Origin of the sequence: Streptomyces sp. NPDC005820 (assembly GCF_040630255.1) — a bacterium.
GTDB lineage: Bacteria > Actinomycetota > Actinomycetes > Streptomycetales > Streptomycetaceae > Streptomyces.
This window is the reverse complement of record NZ_JBEXXE010000005.1, coordinates 1-17893: the sequence shown is the minus strand read 5'-3', so window position 1 is coordinate 17893 and position 17893 is coordinate 1. Positions and strand designations below refer to the sequence as shown.

General features: G+C 70.9%; 13 protein-coding genes. 7 read left to right on the top strand and 6 right to left on the bottom strand.

Annotated elements, in window-relative coordinates; all coding sequences use genetic code 11:
• Positions 1–12: 12 nt before the first annotated feature.
• Entirely contained in the window at positions 13–462 is a 450-nt protein-coding gene (locus ABZ464_RS07510; RefSeq protein WP_359272312.1) for a PPOX class F420-dependent oxidoreductase, read from the top strand.
• Positions 463–483: 21 nt separating this feature from the next.
• On the opposite strand, the gene ABZ464_RS07505 is transcribed toward ABZ464_RS07510, so the two are convergent.
• Positions 484–1203 carry a response regulator gene (locus ABZ464_RS07505; protein WP_359272309.1) on the bottom strand — a complete coding sequence of 240 codons (720 nt, stop codon included), beginning with the start codon at positions 1201–1203 and terminating at the stop codon, positions 484–486.
• Positions 1200–2825, bottom strand: coding sequence for a sensor histidine kinase (locus tag ABZ464_RS07500; RefSeq protein ID WP_359272306.1), 1626 nt, complete (start codon positions 2823–2825; stop codon positions 1200–1202). Before ABZ464_RS07500 ends, ABZ464_RS07505 begins: the two co-directional genes overlap by 4 nt.
• A gap of 152 nt (positions 2826–2977) precedes the next feature.
• Between ABZ464_RS07500 and ABZ464_RS07495 the strand changes: the two genes are divergently transcribed.
• The gene (locus ABZ464_RS07495) at positions 2978–4372 is read left to right on the top strand and encodes a cation:dicarboxylase symporter family transporter (RefSeq protein ID WP_359272303.1); all 1395 of its coding nucleotides are present in this window, start codon (positions 2978–2980) and stop codon (positions 4370–4372) included.
• A 188-nt stretch (positions 4373–4560) separates the two neighbouring features.
• On the opposite strand, the gene ABZ464_RS07490 is transcribed toward ABZ464_RS07495, so the two are convergent.
• On the bottom strand, positions 4561–6276 hold the full coding sequence (locus ABZ464_RS07490; RefSeq protein WP_359272300.1) for a hypothetical protein: 1716 nt from the start codon (positions 6274–6276) through the stop codon (positions 4561–4563).
• Between the two features lie 222 nt (positions 6277–6498).
• On the opposite strand from ABZ464_RS07490, the gene ABZ464_RS07485 reads away from it, so the two are divergent.
• The 5 genes from ABZ464_RS07485 to ABZ464_RS07465 all read left to right on the top strand — a co-directional run bounded on the left by ABZ464_RS07485 (position 6499) and on the right by ABZ464_RS07465 (position 13879).
• Complete coding sequence (locus ABZ464_RS07485; protein ID WP_359272297.1) at positions 6499–6921, top strand: MerR family transcriptional regulator; 423 nt, start codon at positions 6499–6501, stop codon at positions 6919–6921.
• A gap of 3 nt (positions 6922–6924) precedes the next feature.
• The gene (locus ABZ464_RS07480) at positions 6925–7239 is read left to right on the top strand and encodes a thioredoxin domain-containing protein (RefSeq protein WP_359272985.1); all 315 of its coding nucleotides are present in this window, start codon (positions 6925–6927) and stop codon (positions 7237–7239) included.
• Between the two features lie 167 nt (positions 7240–7406).
• On the top strand, positions 7407–9629 hold the full coding sequence (locus tag ABZ464_RS07475; protein ID WP_359272294.1) for a UvrD-helicase domain-containing protein: 2223 nt from the start codon (positions 7407–7409) through the stop codon (positions 9627–9629).
• A 75-nt stretch (positions 9630–9704) separates the two neighbouring features.
• Positions 9705–11120, top strand: a complete 1416-nt coding sequence (locus ABZ464_RS07470) for a cytochrome (RefSeq protein ID WP_359272291.1) — start codon at positions 9705–9707, stop codon at positions 11118–11120.
• Between the two features lie 560 nt (positions 11121–11680).
• Positions 11681–13879: a hypothetical protein gene (locus tag ABZ464_RS07465; RefSeq protein ID WP_359272288.1), complete on the top strand. Its 2199-nt coding sequence runs from the start codon at positions 11681–11683 to the stop codon at positions 13877–13879.
• Here the strand turns inward: ABZ464_RS07465 and glgB are convergent.
• From glgB to ABZ464_RS07450, 3 genes are all read right to left on the bottom strand, one after another.
• On the bottom strand, positions 13876–16146 hold the full coding sequence (gene glgB / locus ABZ464_RS07460; protein ID WP_359272286.1) for a 1,4-alpha-glucan branching enzyme: 2271 nt from the start codon (positions 16144–16146) through the stop codon (positions 13876–13878). The two genes, ABZ464_RS07465 and glgB, sit on opposite strands and share 4 nt — an antisense overlap.
• A 13-nt stretch (positions 16147–16159) precedes the next feature.
• The gene (locus tag ABZ464_RS07455; protein ID WP_359272283.1) at positions 16160–17548 is read right to left on the bottom strand and encodes a maltokinase; all 1389 of its coding nucleotides are present in this window, start codon (positions 17546–17548) and stop codon (positions 16160–16162) included.
• Between the two features lie 87 nt (positions 17549–17635).
• Positions 17636–17893: alpha-glucosidase C-terminal domain-containing protein (locus ABZ464_RS07450; RefSeq protein WP_359272280.1), on the bottom strand; the 258-nt coding region annotated here is incomplete at its 5' end.

The window sequence follows — 17893 nt, the reverse complement described above, 5'->3', positions numbered from 1 at the left end:
GAGCGTCGCCCCATGGACGCTCTCTACACGGTGAACGGCACGCTCGACGCACATGTACGGGAGCGCTTGCTCGCCCCGAACTTCTGGCACCTCGCGACGGTGGGGCCGGACGGAGCCCCCCAGGTCTCCCCGATGTGGGCGGACCTGGAGGGCGAGCACGTCATGGTCAACACGTCCATCGGCCGGGTGAAGGAACGCAACCTGCGCCGCAACCCCTGGGTGTCCCTCTCCCACCACGACACCGGCAACCCCTACGACCGCGTGGAGATACGCGGCCGGGTCGCACGGTTCGTGGAGGGCGAGGAGGCGGAACGGGCCATGGACCGCCTCACGCAGAAGTACATCGGCGAGCCGCGCTATCCCTGGCTGCTGGAGGGGGAGCGGCGTGTGATGCTGCTCATCGAGCCGGTGAAGGTGCGCAGGGTGGTGGGCGTGGAGCCGTTCAGGGACGGCGTGTTGTAGGGCGTCGTACGGCCCGGGCGGTCACCGCCCCTTCCCCGCCGCCCCCTTCACCCACCGATAGACCAACTCGGGCCTGCCCACCTGCCCGTACAGCGGCTTCCGCTCGGCCCTGTCCGACTCCACCAGATGCTCCAGATACCGCCGGGCGGTGATCCGGGAGATGCCCACCTCCTCGGCCACGCCCGCCGCCGTGAGGCCTTCCGCGGCCTCCCGGACGGCTTCCGTGACGCGTTCCAGGGTCGGCGCGCTCAAACCCTTGGGCAGGGCCGCCGGGCTCGGGGCGCGCAGGGCCGCCAGGGCGCGGTCGACCTCGTCCTGGCCGCTCGCCTCGCCGGCCGCGCCGCGGAACTCCGCGTAGCGGACGAGGCGGTCGCGCAGGGTTGCGAAGGTGAACGGTTTCAGGACGTACTGCACGACCCCCAGGGAGACGCCCTCGCGGACCACGGTCAGATCGCGGGCCGAGGTGACCGCGATGACATCCGCGTGATAGCCCGCCGCCCGCAGGGAGCGGGCCAGTTGGAGGCCGTGCGCGTCCGGCAGATGCAGGTCCAGCAACAACAGGTCCACCGGGGTGCGGTCGAGGAGGCGCCGGGCCTCCGCACCCGTGTGTGCCTTTCCGACCGCGACGAATCCCGGCACCCGCCCGACGTACATGACATGCGCGTCCGCGGCCACCGGATCGTCCTCGACGACCAGTACTCTGATGGGCTCACCGCCCGGCACTTCCGGCACTTGCGTCATCCCTTGCCTCCTGGCACCGCCGTCGCCCGCCGCAACGGCAGCCGCACCACGAACTGGGCCCCGCCCCCTTCCGCCTCCGCCACCGACAGCGTCCCCTCGTGCCGGTGCGCGGCCTGCCGGACCAGGGCGAGACCAAGACCACGCCCCCCGGGACCCGCCGGCTTCGTCGAGAAGCCCCGCTCGAAGACCAGGGAGGCGTGGGCAGGATCCACCCCCGCGCCGGTGTCCGCCACCCCCAGGAGCAACTCGTCCCCCTCCGTGCACGCGGTCACCGTGACCCGCGCCCGCACGCTCCCCTGCGCCGCGTCCACCGCGTTGTCGATGAGATTGCCGAGAATGGTGACCAGATCACGCGGCGGGAGCGACTCGGGGAGCAGACCGTCGTCCAGGCCGCTGTCCTGCGACACCACCAGCTCCACGCCCCGCTCGTTCGCCTGGGCCGTCTTGCCCAGCAGCAGCGCCGCGAGGACGGGCTCGCTCACCGCCGCCACCACCTGGTCCGTCAGCGCCTGCGCCAGTTCCAGCTCCGCCGTCGCGAACTCGACCGCCTCGTCCGCCCGGCCCAGCTCGATCAGCGAGACCACGGTGTGCAGCCGGTTGGCCGCCTCGTGCGCCTGCGAGCGCAGCGCCTGGGTGAAGCCCCGCTCGGAGTCCAACTCACCCATCAGGGACTGCAGTTCCGTGACGTCCCGAAGCGTCACGACCGTGCCCCTGCGCTCTCCGCCGGACACCGGGGACGTGTTGATCACCAGGACCCGCGCCGCCGTCAGATGCACCTCGTCCACCCGGGGCTCGGAGGCCAGCAGCGCGCCCGTCAGCGGGGCCGGCAGCCCCAGGTCCGCCACCGACTTGCCCACGACGTCCCCCGGCACCCCGAGCAGCTCCCGCCCGCCGTCGTTGATCAGCGCCACCCGGTACTGCCCGTCCAGCATCAGCAGCCCCTCGCGCACCGCGTGCAGCGCCGCCTGGTGGTAGTCGTGCATCCGGCTGAGCTCGGCGGCGTTCATGCCGTGGGTGTGCCGGCGCAGCGAGGCGTTGACGACGTACGTGCCCACCGCGCCCAGCAGCAGCGCGCCCGCCGCCGCCGAGAACAGGGCCGTGACCTGGTCCTGGACCCGCTTGCTGATCGCCTCCACCTTGATGCCCGCGCTGACCAGGCCGATGATCCGGTCGCCGTCCTCGATCGGGGTGACCGCCCGCACGGAGGCGCCCAGCGTGCCGGTGTACGTCTCGGTGAAGGTCTCCCCGGCCAGGGCCTTCGCCGTGTTGCCGCGGAAGTGCCGGCCGATCTGGTCCTCCTCCGGGTGGGTCCAGCGGATGCCCTCCGGATTCATGATCGTCACGAAGTCGACCTCCGTGTCCTTCATGACGCGCAGGGCGTACGGCTGGAGCTCGGCGGTCGGGTTCGCCGTACCGATGGCCGCGTGCACGGACGGGGAGTCGGCGACCGAGCGGGCCACCGCCGTGGCCTGGCGGCCCGCCGCCTCCTCGGCCTGGTTGCGGTCGCTGACGTAGGTGAACAGCGCGTACCCCGCCACGAGCACCGCTATCAGCACCGCCTGCATGGCGAAGAGCTGGCCGGCCAGGCTGCGGGGTCTCGGCACACGGACGGAGAGGCGCATGTCGTCAGTGTGCCTCCCGAGTTAAGCGCGAACTAAATGAACGTAAGGGTGACCGCCCTCACAGCCCCGGCGATAGTCACTGCATCCCCCATATCTCCCCGGACGTGAGCCGCACGCCGGTGATGCCGACGAAGACGTCAAGGAGGGCAGCCGTGGCCGCCAGCACCACCCCCAATACGGCACCTGCCGCACCCGCTGGGAAGCGGGACCGCACCCACTATCTCTACATCGCCGTCATCGCCGCCGTGGCGCTCGGCATCGCCGTGGGGCTGATCTGGCCCGACCTCGGTGTCGAGCTCAAGCCACTCGGCACCGGCTTCGTGAGCCTGATCAAGATGATGATCTCCCCGATCATCTTCTGCACGATCGTCCTCGGCATCGGCTCCGTACGGAAGGCCGCCAAGGTCGGCGCCGTCGGCGGTATCGCGCTCGGCTACTTCCTGGTGATGTCCCTGGTCGCGCTGAGCATCGGCCTCGTCGTCGGCAACATCCTCCACCCGGGCGACGGACTGCACCTCACCGACGCCATCAAGGCCACCGGTCACGACCAGGTCTCCGACGAGGCGCTGCCGCCGGTCGAGTTCGTCCTGTCGATCATCCCGACGACGTTCCTGTCCGCGTTCACCGAGGGCCAGGTCCTGCAGACCCTGCTGGTCGCCCTGCTCGCCGGCTTCGCGCTGCAGGCCATGGGCAACGTCGGCCAGCCGGTGCTGCGCGGCATCGAGCACATCCAGCGGCTCGTCTTCCGCATCCTCGCCATGGTGATGTGGGCCGCCCCGATCGGTGCCTTCGGCGCCATCGCCGCGGTCGTCGGCTCCGCCGGTCTGGACGCGCTAAAGAGCCTCGCCGTCCTGATGCTCGGCTTCTACGTCACCTGCTTCCTCTTCGTCTTCATCGTCCTCGGCGTGCTGCTGCGGGTGGTCGCGGGCCTGAACATCCTGATCCTCTTCAAGTACCTCGCCCGTGAGTTCCTGCTGATCCTGTCCACCTCCTCCTCCGAGTCCGCGCTGCCGCGCCTCATCGCGAAGATGGAGCACCTCGGTGTCAGCAAGCCCGTCGTCGGCATCACCGTCCCGACCGGCTACTCCTTCAACCTCGACGGCACCATGATCTACATGACCATGGCGTCCCTCTACATCGCCGACGCCCTGGGCACCCCGATGTCCATCGGCGAGCAGATCCCCCTCCTGCTCTTCCTGCTCCTCGCCTCCAAGGGCGCGGCGGGCGTCAGCGGCGCCGGTATGGCCACGCTGGCCGGTGGTCTGCAGTCCCACAAGCCGGCCCTGGTGGACGGCGTCGGCCTGATCGTCGGCATCGACCGCTTCATGAGCGAGGCCCGCGCCCTGACGAACTTCGCGGGCAACGCGGTCGCCACCGTCCTGGTCGGCACCTGGACCAAGGAGATCGACAAGGCCCGGGTCCAGCAGGTCCTCACCGGCGAGCTCCCCTTCGACGAGACGACCCTGCTCGACGAGGGCGGGACCGTCACCGGCGGCGAGGTGCCCGAGCCCCGCGAGGAAGGCGAGAAGGAACTCGCCAAGGCCTGACGGCCGTACCGCAGGACCCTTCGCAGGACCCCCGAACCCCGGGTGTCCGGCCCCGCCTGAACCGGGGCCGGACACCCGGACCAGGCCCGGGCGGCTGAGCGCTCCCCCGTAGCTCAGCCGCCCGGCTTTTTCGTGTGCGACGGGATCGGGGTCTTCGGGTGTACGGGATCCGGATCCTCACCGACCTCTTACCGTTCCTGGCGTTGTTGGCCGGTGTCGGCCGAATCAGCGCTTTCCGGGCCAGGTGTGAGGTGTCTGGCGCCGGGTGCACCCCGAACGGTCCTGGGTGCGGGGAACAGCACGAGCGGGTCACTTCGGTCCAGCCGGGTCCTGCCGCCCCGAGGGGGCGTGCCCGTTGTCCTGGGTGGGCTCGTGGTCCCGCGCGGCCCGGGGACGGGTCCGGTCTGGCCGGTAGCTCTCCACGCGACGATCCTCCGGTCGTCCGTGGTCACACCTGGCCGACGCCGGATCCTGTGCCCCAGGCCACGCCGTCCGATCGCCACGGCGGCGGCATGATGCCGCGTCACCGTGGCCTGCTTGTTGTGCTGCTGGAGGGGCTTCCTCCAGTGCTGGTCTCCCCATCGGGAGGTGTACGCAGGGTCCACCGCAATGATGACCAGGCCGCGGTGGTGGGCCATGCCGCGCAGCCGTTCGCGGAAGCGGGCGGTGGGGATGCCGGCCACAGTGCGGCGGAAGGTCTTGCCCCGCCGTCCGCGCCCCATCGTCTCGCGGCCGGTGGTGCGGGCATCGGCGAAGCCGAGATTCTCGATCACGAAGCCGATGCAGTCGTACTCCTCGGCCAGCAGGGCCAGGGAGGTGATCGCGGCCCGCAGGCGCCCGTCGCGCGTGGACGCGGGCCCGGTGAGATCCAGGGGGACGGTGATGGGTTGGCCGAGGGGGTTGCCGTGCGGGTCGAGGACGCAGGCGGCGAGATGATCCGCGTTGAGGTCGATTGCGAGCAGCCGTGCACCGGCCGCCCGGATCTCCGCCAGTGCGGGTGGGGTGGTGGTGTCGGTGGCCCATGAGGCGTCGATGTACCAGCGGTCACGGGCGGGGTCGTACGCGATGTCGTAGCGCACAGCCCGGTTCGCGGTGACGCGGTCCAGCCATTCCTGCCGCAGGTGGGAGAAGGTGATGGTGCAGCCGAGCCGGTAGCGGCCCCGGGGCGCGTTGGCGAGGTGACGCAGCGGCTCGGGCAGCACGATCGTCACGCTGCCGCCCGCCGGATCGACGCAGATGGTGTAGTTCCCGTGAGGCGCTCCCGACTCGCCGTCGGCAGTCAGGAACAGACGCGCTGCATCCCAGCGCCGACGCCACTCCGGCAGGGTCAGGCTGGCCTCGGCGAGAAGGTGGCGGGGATGCAGCAGGGGCTGCCCGCCGACCACGACGGCCGGGCGTCCCTCGGCGATGCGCCGCTCCACCAGAGCCAGGCGCCGGTTGAGTGCCTGGAGGCGGCGCTGCTTGTGGAAGCGTTCGTTCTGGTCGGCGTAACCGCGCACCCGCCCCTTGTGCTGCCCGCACGGGACCGCAAGGCGCCGGGTGATCGCCCGCACGGCGCGGCGCAGCCCGGCGCGCTCGTCGTAGAGACAGCGCATGCCGAGCTGGTACTGGTCCTCGCTCGTCCTCGTCATGGCGCCCGCCCAGCGCGACGACGACACCGCCGTGAGCCTCTTCTTCCGCTCGGCACGCCGGTTGTCCTTCACCGCCACCGGGCCGATCGCCACGCGCTCGGCGAGATCCGCCCGCTGAAGGCGGCCGAGGTGTTGTCCGACCAAGGTGAGGACCTCGTCGTCCGCGCCATCGACACTCAGCCGGTCCCGGATCCGGGCACCCGAGGGCGCTGCCACGGTGAACGAGGGCTCGAGGGCACGCAGCACATGCCTTCTTCCGCGCCGACGTGCCATTGACCCTCCTCTTCTCTCTCCAGGTCACCCCGAACTCCACTGCCATCACCGATCATGCGTTCCCTGCCCGCGTGCATCCCGGTAATCAGGTCTCGTTCACCCTGACGAGTGACGCGCCGACCACTGGGGCAGTCCACCAGCGCCCTGCGCAGGTGCGCCGCCGAGAAGCCCGGGGCTCGCGCTCTTGCCTTGACGTCGGGGTCAAGCCGTACGTTCGTACGCATGCGAATCGGCGAGCTGGCCGCACGGGCCGGGACCACCACGCGGACGCTGCGGTACTACGAGTCGCGGGGGCTGCTGCCCGCGCGGCGCGGGGAGAACGGCTACCGGACCTACGACGAGGACGACCTGAAGCTGCTGCGGCAGATCAGGACGCTCCAGGACTTCGGGTTCGGCCTGGAGGAGACCAGGCCGTTCGTGGAGTGTCTGCGGGCCGGTCACCCCGAGGGCGACTCGTGTCCGGCCTCGCTCGCGGTCTACCGGCGCAAGCTGGACGAGCTCGACGCGCTGATCGCGGAGCTCGGGGCGGTGCGCGAGCAGGTCGCGGGGCAGCTGGTGCGGGCCGAGCGGGCGCGGGACGCGCTGGCCGCCGAGGCGCAGGTTCCGGGGGGCCCGGAACCCGGGTGCGAACTGGGAGGCCGGTAGATGGTGACCGATGTGACGGACGAGGACTTCGAGGCCGAGGTGATCGGGTCCGAGCTGCCGGTGCTGGTGGAGTTCACCGCCGACTGGTGCCCGCCGTGCCGGCAGATGGCGCCGGTGCTGAAGGCGCTCGCCCTCGAGGAGGGGGACCGGCTGAAGGTGGTGCAGCTGAACGTGGACCACAATCCGGAGACGACGAACGCCTACAAGGTGCTGTCGATGCCGACGTTCATGGTGTTCCGGGGCGGTGAGCCGGTGAAGGCGATGGTGGGCGCCCGGCCGAGGCGCCGGCTCCTGGAGGAGCTGTCCGACGTGCTCTGACCTGCGGCGCTACAAAGAAATCCCCCGGGCGATTGCGCCCGGGGGATTTCTTTGCGTATATTCGATGGTTCGTGACTTCGAGATTATCGAGCCACAAAGAAGTTCAGTGAGCACAGTATATCCGGGCGGGAGCGGAATTGTCAAACACCGGCTTTCCAGACAGTGAATTGCGGCGCGAGCAGGAATTCATCGACGGCCTGTACGCCCGTGTGGACGCCCTGCGCGGTGACACCGAGGCCTCCGTCGACGACGCGCTCGCCCAAGGGAACACGCCCATGCAGGCCCGCCTGGAGCGGGACATCCTGGTCGCCGAACGCTCGGGGCTGCTGGCCGCGCTCAACGCCGTGGACGGCTCGCTCTGCTTCGGCCGGATCGACCTCACCTCGGGCGTCAGCCACCACATCGGCCGGATCGGGCTGCGCGCCGACGACGCCGACCGCACCCCGGTGCTGATCGACTGGCGGGCGGACGTGGCCCGCCCCTTCTACCTGGCCACCGGGCACACCCCGCTGGGCCTGCGCCGCCGCCGGCACCTGACCACCGAGGGCCGCCGGGTCACCGCCCTGCACGACGAGATCCTCGACCTCGGCGACCAGGAGCGCACCGGCCACGAGGACCCCACCGGCGACGACGTCCTGCTCGCCGCGCTGAACGCCGCGCGCACCGGCCGTATGCACGACATCGTGCAGACCATCCAGGCCGAGCAGGACGAGATCATCCGCGCCCCCCACCGGGGCGTCCTGGTCGTCGAGGGCGGGCCCGGCACCGGCAAGACCGCCGTCGCCCTGCACCGCGCCGCGTACCTGCTGTACGAGCACCGCGAACTGCTCGCCAGGCGCGCCGTCCTCATCGTCGGCCCCAACCCCGCCTTCCTCGGCTACATCGGCGAGGTGCTGCCCTCCCTCGGTGAGACCGGCGTGCTGCTCGCGACGGTCGGCGAGCTGTTCCCCGGCGTGAAGGCGACGGCGACGGACACCCGTGCGGCCGCCGCGGTCAAGGGCCGCGCCGACCTGGCGGACGTGCTCGCCGAGGTCGTCCGCGACTGGCAGTCGCTGCCCGACCCGGTGATCGCGATCGGGCACGACCGGGAGGTCCTGATGCTCGACGACGGCCTGGTGAAGGTCGCCCGTGAGCGCGCCCGGGCCGCGAAGCTGCCGCACAACGTGGCCCGGGAACACTTCGAGGGCCACATCCTCAACACCCTCACCGAGCTGTACGCCGAGCGCGTCGGCACCGACCCCTACGACGGCTCCAGCCTCCTCGACCCGAGCGACATCACCCAGATCCGCGACGAACTCGCCGAGAACCCCGAGGTCTGGGCCGCCATCGACCAGCTGTGGCCGCGGCTGACCCCGCAGCGCCTGGTCGCCGACTTCCTCGCCGACCCCGTCGGCCACCTCCCCGACGAGGACGCGGCCGCCGTCCGGCGCCCGGTGACCCGGGCCTGGACCGTGGCGGACGTACCGCTCCTCGACGAGGCCGCCGAACTGCTCGGCGTGGACGAGCGGGTGGTGCGGGCGCGCGCGGAGCGGGAACGCGAGACGCAGGTGGCGTACGCGCAGGGCGTGCTCGACGTGTCGTACGCCTCCCGGACGTACGAGTTCGAGGACAAGGTCGACGAGGACAGCGAGGTGCTGTCCGCGCACGACATCATCGACGCCGAACGCTTCGCCGAGCGGCAGGAGGAGGACGACCACCGCAGCGCCGCCGAGCGCGCCGCCGCCGACCGGACCTGGGCGTTCGGGCACATCATCGTCGACGAGGCGCAGGAGCTGTCCCCGATGGCGTGGCGGCTGCTCATGCGGCGCAGCCCGACCCGCTCGATGACCCTGGTCGGCGACCCGGCGCAGACCGCGGAGGCGGCCGGTGTCGGCTCCTGGGCGACGATCCTCCAGCCGTACGTCGAGGACCGCTGGGAGCACACCCGCCTCGGCGTCAACTACCGCACGCCCGCCGAGATCATGGAGGCCGCGGCGGCCGTCGTACGCGCCGAGGACCCCGACTTCGAGCCGCCGAGCTCGGTGCGCTCCACCGGGGTACGGCCCTGGGCGCGCGCCACCGACGACCTGCCCGGCGCGGTCGCCGAGGCGGTGGAGGAGCTGACGCCCGCCGAGGGCCGGCTCGCCGTCATCGCCCCGCGCCATCTGCACCGCAGGCTGGCCGCCCGGCTGGACGGGGTGACGGCGGGCGCCGAGCCGGACCTCACCCGGACCGTCGTCCTGCTGGACCCCCGCCAGTCCAAGGGTCTCGAATTCGACTCGGTCCTGGTGGTCGAACCCGCCCTCTACGGCACCAGCGACCTCTACGTCGCCCTCACCCGGGCCACCCAGCGCCTCGGCGTGGTCCATACCAAGGAGCTGCCGAAGGCGCTGGTGACGGCCCTGGCGTAACGCGGGATCACCAAGACGTAACAGTTCGTGCCGTGATCACTGCGTGTGCACGGCCGGTGCGGTAAGCGTTGCCGTATGGAAGCCCAGCCCCATGCCACCGCACCGGCCGACAGCCCCGCCCTCGGCTCGCTGGCCGTCCAGCCGCTGCTCACCGCGGAGTTCGACGCCGACCCCGGCGCGGTGTACCGCCGACTGCGCGCCACCTACGGCCCGGTGGCGCCCGTCGGCCTGATGGGCGTACCGGTGTGGCTGGTCCTCGACTACCGCGAGGTCCTGGAGGTGCTGAAGAACGAGAGCCAGTGGCGGCGGGACGTACGGCACTGGCGGGCCCGGGCGCAGGGCGAACTGCCGTACGACTGGCCGCTGCTCGCGGGCTACGAGGTGCGCCAGATGATGTTCATGGACGACGAGGAGCACCGCGCCGCCCGCCGCACCCACCACGCGGCCCTGCGCCCCTTCCAGGACGCCAAGAGCCCCGTCGGCTGGGAACTGCGCCAGGCCGTCGCCCGGTACGCCGACGAACTGGTCGCCCTGCTCGCCGCCGAGTCGGGCCGCACCGGCTTCTGCGACCTGGGCGCCCAGTACACCCGCCCGCTGCTGCTGATGGTCACCACGAAGCTCTTCGGCTGCCCGGTCGACCTCGGCGACGCACTGGTCATGGACCTGTGGCGGATGCTGGACGGCGGCCCCGACGCGGGCCCCGCCACCGGCCGGGCGTTCGCCACCTTCACCCGCCTCGCCGCTCACCGCCGGGCCCGGCCCGGGGACGACCTCACCTCGTACCTGATGCTCGCCGACCCGGACCTCAGCGACGAACAGCTCGGCCGGGAACTCTTCATGAACGCCGTCTACCTCAACGACATCACCGGCAACATGGTCCTCAACACCCTGCTGGAGGTGCTCCGCGGCAACGCCACCGTCCGCCGCAGCCTGTCCGCCGGCCAGCTCGGCGAGACCGTCAACCGGGCCGCCCTCGCCAACCCGCCCGTCGCCAACATGTGCTTCCGGTTCGCGGCGCGGGACGTGCGGCTCGGCGGCTTCTGGATCCGCGCGGGCGACATCGTCTCCCCGTCCTGTGCCGCCGCCCACCAGGACCTGCTCGCCATCGGCTCCTCCACGATGGTCGGCTCCACCGTCTCCACCCGCGCCCACCTCGGCTGGGGCGCCGGCCCCCACCAGTGCCCGAGCGCGGCCCGCGAACTCGGGGCCCTGATCGTCTCCACCGCCGTCGGCCGAGTCTTCGACCACCTCGCCCAGGCCGAACTCACCCTCCCGCCCGACCAGTTGCCCTGGCGCTCGGGCCCGGTGGTGCGCGGTCTGAAGGTCCTCCCGGTCCGCTACGAACTCTCCCCGGACGCACCGTCCCCGCACCACCCGAACCCGGACCTGCTCCCCGCCGTCCCCCACCAGGAGACCCAGGCGCGGGGCCTGCTGGCGGCGCTGCGACGGCTGATGTTCGGCGGGCGGGCCAAGAGCGATGCAGACTCCTGAATGCGAATCCTATATCAGGGTTTCAATTCGAGGTCAAGCCGTTTGGTGGGAGCCTCAAGCCCGCCTCGGAAGCTAGTATTTGACTTTTCGAAGCGATGGCCAATGGTTTTCGGGTTTTGGAGATATTCCGGCGATCCAGGTGTGTCAATGCGTCGCCCATCCGAGATCTCTTGCGCAGAGCTGATCGATACCGGGCGGGTCCTCGACTCCGCGCTGGTAGCCTGCCACGCTTTCTGTGGCCGGATAGGAGTCCGGCCGTGTAGCGCGTCGAAGGATCTTTCATGTCCACATCCAGAGAAGGCGGTTGGCCCGACTGTGACGCCGTGAGACGGCAGGTGGAGGCGTTGCAGTGGCAGGTCGCCCATCTGGCGGACTGCGTTGAAGAGGTGTCCAGGCGCTGCGCCTTTCGGCCACCTTGTCGTTGTCGAGCGGAATGGGGGCATGGTTCGATCGAATGCGATCGAAAGTAGGTTTCATAAGGGCAATCGACCGGCCTTGAACATTCTTTCTGCCACTCTCTGTTGAGAATGGGGTCGCGAAATGCAGAGCAGGGGGAAGTTGTGGCCGAGGTTGAGCGTCCATTTCTGGTGCCCGCATCCGAGGAGGAACGAGAGGAGTGGATCGAAGCGGCGCGTGCGACACCCGGGGTCAATGTCCCCCGGGACGCTCTCGCTAACATCGCTCCGTTTCTCGTGCGGCCGGGCAGCCTTATCGGGGTGGCGGGCCGAGCGGGGCGCCGCGCTCTGGTGGACAGTGCCTTGCGGCGGGTCGTCACGGATGCCGGTGACATGACTGTGCTGGCGGTGCGCATGCACGGGGTGGGGGGAGTCGTTTGGGGGAACAATGAGCGGATCAGCTCAGCCTGGCACTCACTCGCCAATCCGTCAGGAGTGACCGAGGAGCAGCGCGCACTGGCTCGCGTGTATCCCTGGACGACGACGAACGGCGAGGGCCAGGAGGAGGCCCGTGCCGCGCTGCAGAGTCATGTGGCCAGCAGGGACGAGCTGATCGCCAACGTGCAGTTGGCGGTCGAGGCCTTGGCCAGGCGCGTCGGACACCGGCCGTATGACCTCCAACAGGACCTCGTGCTCAACGGGCAGCAGGAGCCCGGCCTCTATGTCGCCCAGCAGTTTCATCTCGATGAGTCTCCTCTGGAAGACGACGAGGGGTGCCCCCTCCACCCTTCCGACCACTGGGGCTGGATGGCTGTTCGGGGGAACAATCGCACGAAGGAGCGCCAGGAGATCTATCAGGTGCACTCCTCCGAGGTCCTGACCGGGGTGCCCCTGAAACATCTGGGCGGAGAGGGCGAGACGCTGGTCTTCGACCCCGTCGACTGGCTGACCCGGCTTTCGGAGTCCCTCAACGAGGAGTACGCGACCGCGGACGGCTGGGAGCCGGACAGTGATCTGCGCGCGGTCCGGGCCCGACGTATCGCTGTGGTCGAGGCACACCTCGTCCTCGGGACCACCACACCCCGCCGTCTGTATCGCATCGTGCAGATGAGTAATCGGCGTGACCATGTCCACCCACCCCTGGAGTTCGAGCAGAACGACCGAAGCCGCTCCCTCGCCCGCAGCGTTCTCGGCGCGTATGTGGCGGAGGGGCTCCTGGACGAGCGGACCGCGGAGGTACTCTCGGGCTCTGCGCCGGTCACCGACCTGTCCGGAGCGCCGAGCGATGCCACGGTGAGTGAACTCAGGGACCTGCGGTCCATGCGACTCCTTGAAGAACTCTTCCCGACGGACCGACACAAGCAGTTCCTGATCAGGCGGGCGCTCAGCGAGTCGCCGCCCTCGCAGCTCTCCGCACCGGAGGTGAACCGCCGGGCCAGGGCATGGTCCGCTCTGACCTCGGAGAGTTATCCCAAGGCATGGAACCCACGCATCGGTGAGATGTTTCAGGTGGGCGAGGTTCGCGCGGGCGTCCAACACTCCCGGGACCCGCTGCGGGATCTCCTGGCGAGGGCCGAGGAGGACGAGGAGGCCTTCGAGGAACTGGTGAGATACCGTGCGGCCCACTGGCTCGCGGCGTTCGGCATCATCGAGGCAGACCGAGGTTCGTTGACCGGCCAGAAAGCGGACGAGGACGACGGAACCGAGGCGACTCGTGTACGACGCACCGTGCGCAACCAGCTGAACGCCTTGCGGAACAACAGCAGAAAGCAGGCCGTGGCGGTTCTCCGGGAGCTTGCTGCAGCGATGGACGCGGGTGACCGGACGCCGAGGAAGGTCACCAAGTCCGGGGAACGGTTGGTAGAGCCGATGAAGATTGCCTGGTTCAACCGGGAGTTCCCCAAGGAGACCGGAAAGCGGCCGAACAAGCCCAAGATCTCCCGTACCCACCCGCCCGAGCCGACCCGGTCCACGACGGCCTGGAGCACGCCCGACCCCGAGCAGGCCGACGTCCGGGCCGCCGCGCAGCCCCCGACACCGGCGGGCGCTCCCGAACCCCTCCCCGTGTTCGCCATGCCGCCGGAACGCGGACCAGACCCGAGCCTCGCCCCCGCGGACGTACCGTCACCCGCCTCTCCCCTCGACCAGCTGGCGGAAGAACTGAAGCTCCAGGTCACCAGGTTGCTCGACGAGTCACGCCGCGCCCGGGAGACCCTGGACCTGATGGCCGACAAGGTGCGCGAGGGGGACATACGCTTCGCGTTCAGCCGCATCCAGGCCGAAGCCATTGCCCTTGAGATCCCACGCGCCCTGCGTACGCTGCGGGAACTTCCCGAACTCGTAGAGGCGTTGGCCGAACCCTAGGCCGGCCGCAGCCACACCGTCGCCAGGGGCGGCAGCGTCAGGCGGACGCTGGCCGGGCGGCCGTGCCACGGCTGGGGTTCCGGCTTCAGCGGGTCGGGGTGGGTGACGCCGCTGCCGCCGTAGCGTTCCGCGTCGGTGTTGAGGGTCTCGTGCCAGGCCGGGATGTCGTCGGGGACGCCGAGGCGGTAGTCGTGGCGGACGACGGGGGAGAGGTGGGAGACGCACAGCACAGGCGCGCCCTCCGCGTCGCGGCGGAGGAAGGCGAAGACGTTGTCGTCGGCGGCGTCCCCGACCACCCACTCGAAGCCGGCCGGGTCGGTGTCCCGCTGCCACAGCGCGGGCGTGGCCCGGTAGGCCGTGTTGAGGTCGCGGACCAGGTCGCGCACGCCGCGGTGGTCGGGCTCGGCCCCGTACGCCGAGTCCAGCAGCCACCAGTCCGGGCCGTGCGCCTCCGACCACTCCGCGCCCTGGGCGAACTCCTGCCCCATGAAGAGGAGTTGCTTGCCCGGGTGGGCCCACATGAAGGCCAGATACGCCCGCAGGTCGGCGCGCTGCTGCCACCAGTCGCCGGGCATCTTCGACACCAGCGAGCGCTTGCCGTGCACGACCTCGTCGTGGGAGATCGGCAGGACGTAGTTCTCGCTGTACGCGTACACCATCGAGAAGGTCATCTCGTGGTGGTGGTACTTGCGGTGCACCGGCTCATGGGCCATGTACTGCAGCGAGTCGTGCATCCAGCCCATGTTCCACTTCAGCCCGAAGCCGAGCCCGCCGAAGCCGCTCGGGCCGCGGTGGTGGGTGGCCCGGGTGACACCGTCCCAGGCGGTCGACTCCTCCGCGACGGTCACGACCCCCGGGTTGCGCCGGTAGACCGTCGCGTTCATCTCCTGCAGGAACGCCACCGCGTCCAGGTTCTCCCGGCCCCCGTGCTCGTTCGGCGTCCACTGGCCCGGCTCACGCGAGTAGTCGAGGTAGAGCATCGAGGCGACGGCGTCCACCCGCAGCCCGTCGATGTGGAACTCCTCGCACCAGTACACCGCGTTGGCCACCAGGAAGTTGCGCACCTCGCGCCGCCCGAAGTCGAACTCCAGCGTCCCCCAGTCGGGGTGCGCGGCGCGCAGCGGGTCCTCGTGCTCGTACAGCGGCCGCCCGTCGAACTCCGCGAGCGCCCACTCGTCGCGCGGGAAGTGCGCCGGCACCCAGTCCATCAGGACGCCGATGCCCGCCCGGTGCAGGGCGTCGACCAGGTACTTGAAGTCGTCAGGGGTGCCCAGCCGGGCCGTCGGCGCGTAGAAACCGGTGACCTGGTAGCCCCAGGAACCGCCGAAGGGATGCTCGGCGACCGGCATCAGCTCGACATGCGTGAAGCCCAGGTCACTGACGTAGGCGGGGAGCTGCTCGGCCAGTTGGCGATACGTCAGCCCCGGTCGCCAGGACGCGAGATGGACCTCGTAGACCGAGAACGGGGCCTCGTGCACGGGTGTCCCGCCCCGCCGGGCCAGCCACTCCTCGTCGCCCCACGCGTAGCGCGAGGCGTGCACGATCGACGAGGTCGCGGGCGGTATCTCCGTGCGCCGGGCCAGCGGATCGGCGCGCAGGGTGTGCGAGCCGTCCGGGCGGGCGATGTCGAACTTGTACAGCTCGCCCTCGCCGACCCCCGGCACGAACAGCTCCCACACCCCGGAGGAGCCCAGCGACCGCATCGGGCACCCGGTGCCGTCCCAGAAGTTGAAGGACCCGGCCACCCGCACCCCGCGCGCGTTCGGCGCCCACACCGAGAACCGGGTGCCGGCCACGTCCTCGTGGGTCGTCGGGTGCGCGCCGAGCACCGTCCACAGCTCCTCGTGCCGGCCCTCGCCGATCAGATGCAGGTCCAGCTCGCCCAGCGTGGGCAGGAAGCGGTACGCGTCCTCGGTCTCCAGGGTCGTGCCCTCGTACTCCACCAGCAGCCGGTAGGCCGGGACCTCGGTCAGGGGCAGCAGCCCCGAGAAGAAGCCGTCCCCGTCGTCGTGCAGTTCCGCCCGCAGCCCGCCCGCGACCACGGTGACCGACCGCGCGTACGGCCTCAGCGCGCGGAAGACGACCCCGCCGGGTCCCTGGTGCGCGCCCAGCACGGAGTGCGGGTCGTGATGGGTGCCGTGCAGCAGCCGCTCACGGTCGGCGGCGTCCGGGGCGGGCGAGAAGGCGGGCGCCGGCGGTCCCCCGGGACGCTTCACCGGCTTCCCGTTCTTCCCGGCGGCCTTCTTGCCCTTCTTCGGGGGAGTCACGTGCGGGGCCTCCTCAAGGCAGTTCGGGTGCGGCCAGGCGCTGTATCGCGGACAGGGGGACGGGCAGCCAGTCGGGGCGGTGCCGGGCCTCGTAGACGACCTCGTAGACCGCCTTGTCCGTCTCGAAGGCCCGCAGCAGCACCGGATCGGTGCGGGGATCACGGCCCGCCGCCTCGGCGTACCCCGAGCAGTACGCCGACCGGCAGGCATGCGCCCAGCCGGGGGCCGGCCGTTCGCACGAGTGCGCCGCGTAGTCGAAGGACCGCAACATGCCCGCCACGTCCCGCACCGCGGGCTGCGGCATCCTGCGCTCGGCCGGCGGCCGGGCCGGCTCCCCCTCGAAGTCGATCAGCGACCACTGCCCGGACGGCGCCCGCAGACACTGCCCGAGATGCAGATCGCCGTGGACGCGCTGCGCGGTCCAGGTCTGGCCCTGCGCCGCCAGATCCGCCAGCGCGGTGAAGGCGGTGCGCAGCGAGGGCGCGTACGGCCGCAGCGTCGGCACCGCCTGCGCCGCCGCCTCCAGCCGTACGACCATCCCCTCGACCATCGGCTGTATCTGCGCCGGTCCGAGCGTCACCGTGGGCAGCGCCCGGGCGAGCGCGCTGTGCACCTCGGCGGTGGCCCGCCCCAGCGCCCGTGCCTCCGCGCCGAAGTCCTCGCCCTTGGCCAGCTCCCGCAGCGCCAGCTCCCAGCCGTCCGTCGCGCCCTGCACATAGGGCTGGAGCACCCCGAGGACGTACGACTCACCGTCGCCGCCCTCCGAGTCCATCTCCAGCCAGGCGGTCGGCGCGGGCACCCGGGGGCAGCCCTCGCGGGCCAGCGCCAGCGGCAGCTCCAGGTCGGGGTTGACGCCGGGCGCGACCCGGCGGAACAGCTTCAGGATGAACGTATCTCCGTAGACGACGGACGAGTTCGACTGCTCGGCGGTCATCAGCCGCGGGACCAGACCCGACCGGATCTCCTGCGCCGGGTCGCCTTCGCAGCGCAGGGCGCCGATCCGGGCCCGGGAGCGCAGCGCCTCCAGCAGCAGCTCGGCGGGCCGGGTGTCGTACAGGGCGTCGTACACCGTCCGGCCGGCGAGCGGCCCGTTCGCCACATGGCCGATCAGCGCGGGCGCCAGCCGGGGCGGCAGGGCCTCGCGGACCCCGATCAGCAGTTGGTAGCGGTCGCCGGGGCTGTCCGGCTGATGGGCCCGCAGCACCAGGTGGTAGAGGCCGAGCCGGGCGCCGGCCGGAAGCAGCTCGGTGGCCGCGACCAGCGAGAACCCGGTGACCGGGCGGCCCTTGCCGGCGAACCAGCGCTGCCGTGGCAGCCACTCCCGCAGCAGCGGGTCCAGTGACGCGAGGAGCGCGGGGCTGGCCGTGCCGGAACCGCCGGAACGTGTGACAGTCTTCGCCATGGCGTCACATTCCTTTCCCCGGGTGGTCGGGGTGTTACTGATGCGTGCCCCGGGCGGGACGGGGGAAACCGCCCCGCCGTCGGGCTTCTAGGCGCCTTCCTCGCGGAGCCGGAACCAGTAGAAACCGTGTCCGGCGAGGGTGAGCAAGTACGGCAGCTCGCCGATGGCCGGGAACCGCACCCCGCCGAACAGCTCCACCGGGTGGCGTCCGTTGAACCGGCTCAGGTCCAGTTCCGTGGGCTGGGCGAAGCGCGAGAAGTTGTGCACGCAGAGCACCAGGTCGTCCTCGTATTCGCGCAGGAACGCGAGCACGGCCGGATTGCTGGAGGGCAGTTCGGTGTACGT

Excerpts from the sequence above, each read along its gene's own strand:
- ABZ464_RS07510 (WP_359272312.1), top strand. The coding sequence starts at position 13 with ATGGACGCTCTCTACACGGTGAACGGCACGCTCGACGCACATGTACGG.
- ABZ464_RS07505 (WP_359272309.1), bottom strand. The coding sequence starts at position 1,203 with ATGACGCAAGTGCCGGAAGTGCCGGGCGGTGAGCCCATCAGAGTACTG.
- ABZ464_RS07500 (WP_359272306.1), bottom strand. The coding sequence starts at position 2,825 with ATGCGCCTCTCCGTCCGTGTGCCGAGACCCCGCAGCCTGGCCGGCCAG.
- ABZ464_RS07490 (WP_359272300.1), bottom strand. The coding sequence starts at position 6,276 with ATGGCACGTCGGCGCGGAAGAAGGCATGTGCTGCGTGCCCTCGAGCCC.
- ABZ464_RS07485 (WP_359272297.1), top strand. The coding sequence starts at position 6,499 with ATGCGAATCGGCGAGCTGGCCGCACGGGCCGGGACCACCACGCGGACG.
- ABZ464_RS07470 (WP_359272291.1), top strand. The coding sequence starts at position 9,705 with ATGGAAGCCCAGCCCCATGCCACCGCACCGGCCGACAGCCCCGCCCTC.
- ABZ464_RS07455 (WP_359272283.1), bottom strand. The coding sequence starts at position 17,548 with ATGGCGAAGACTGTCACACGTTCCGGCGGTTCCGGCACGGCCAGCCCC.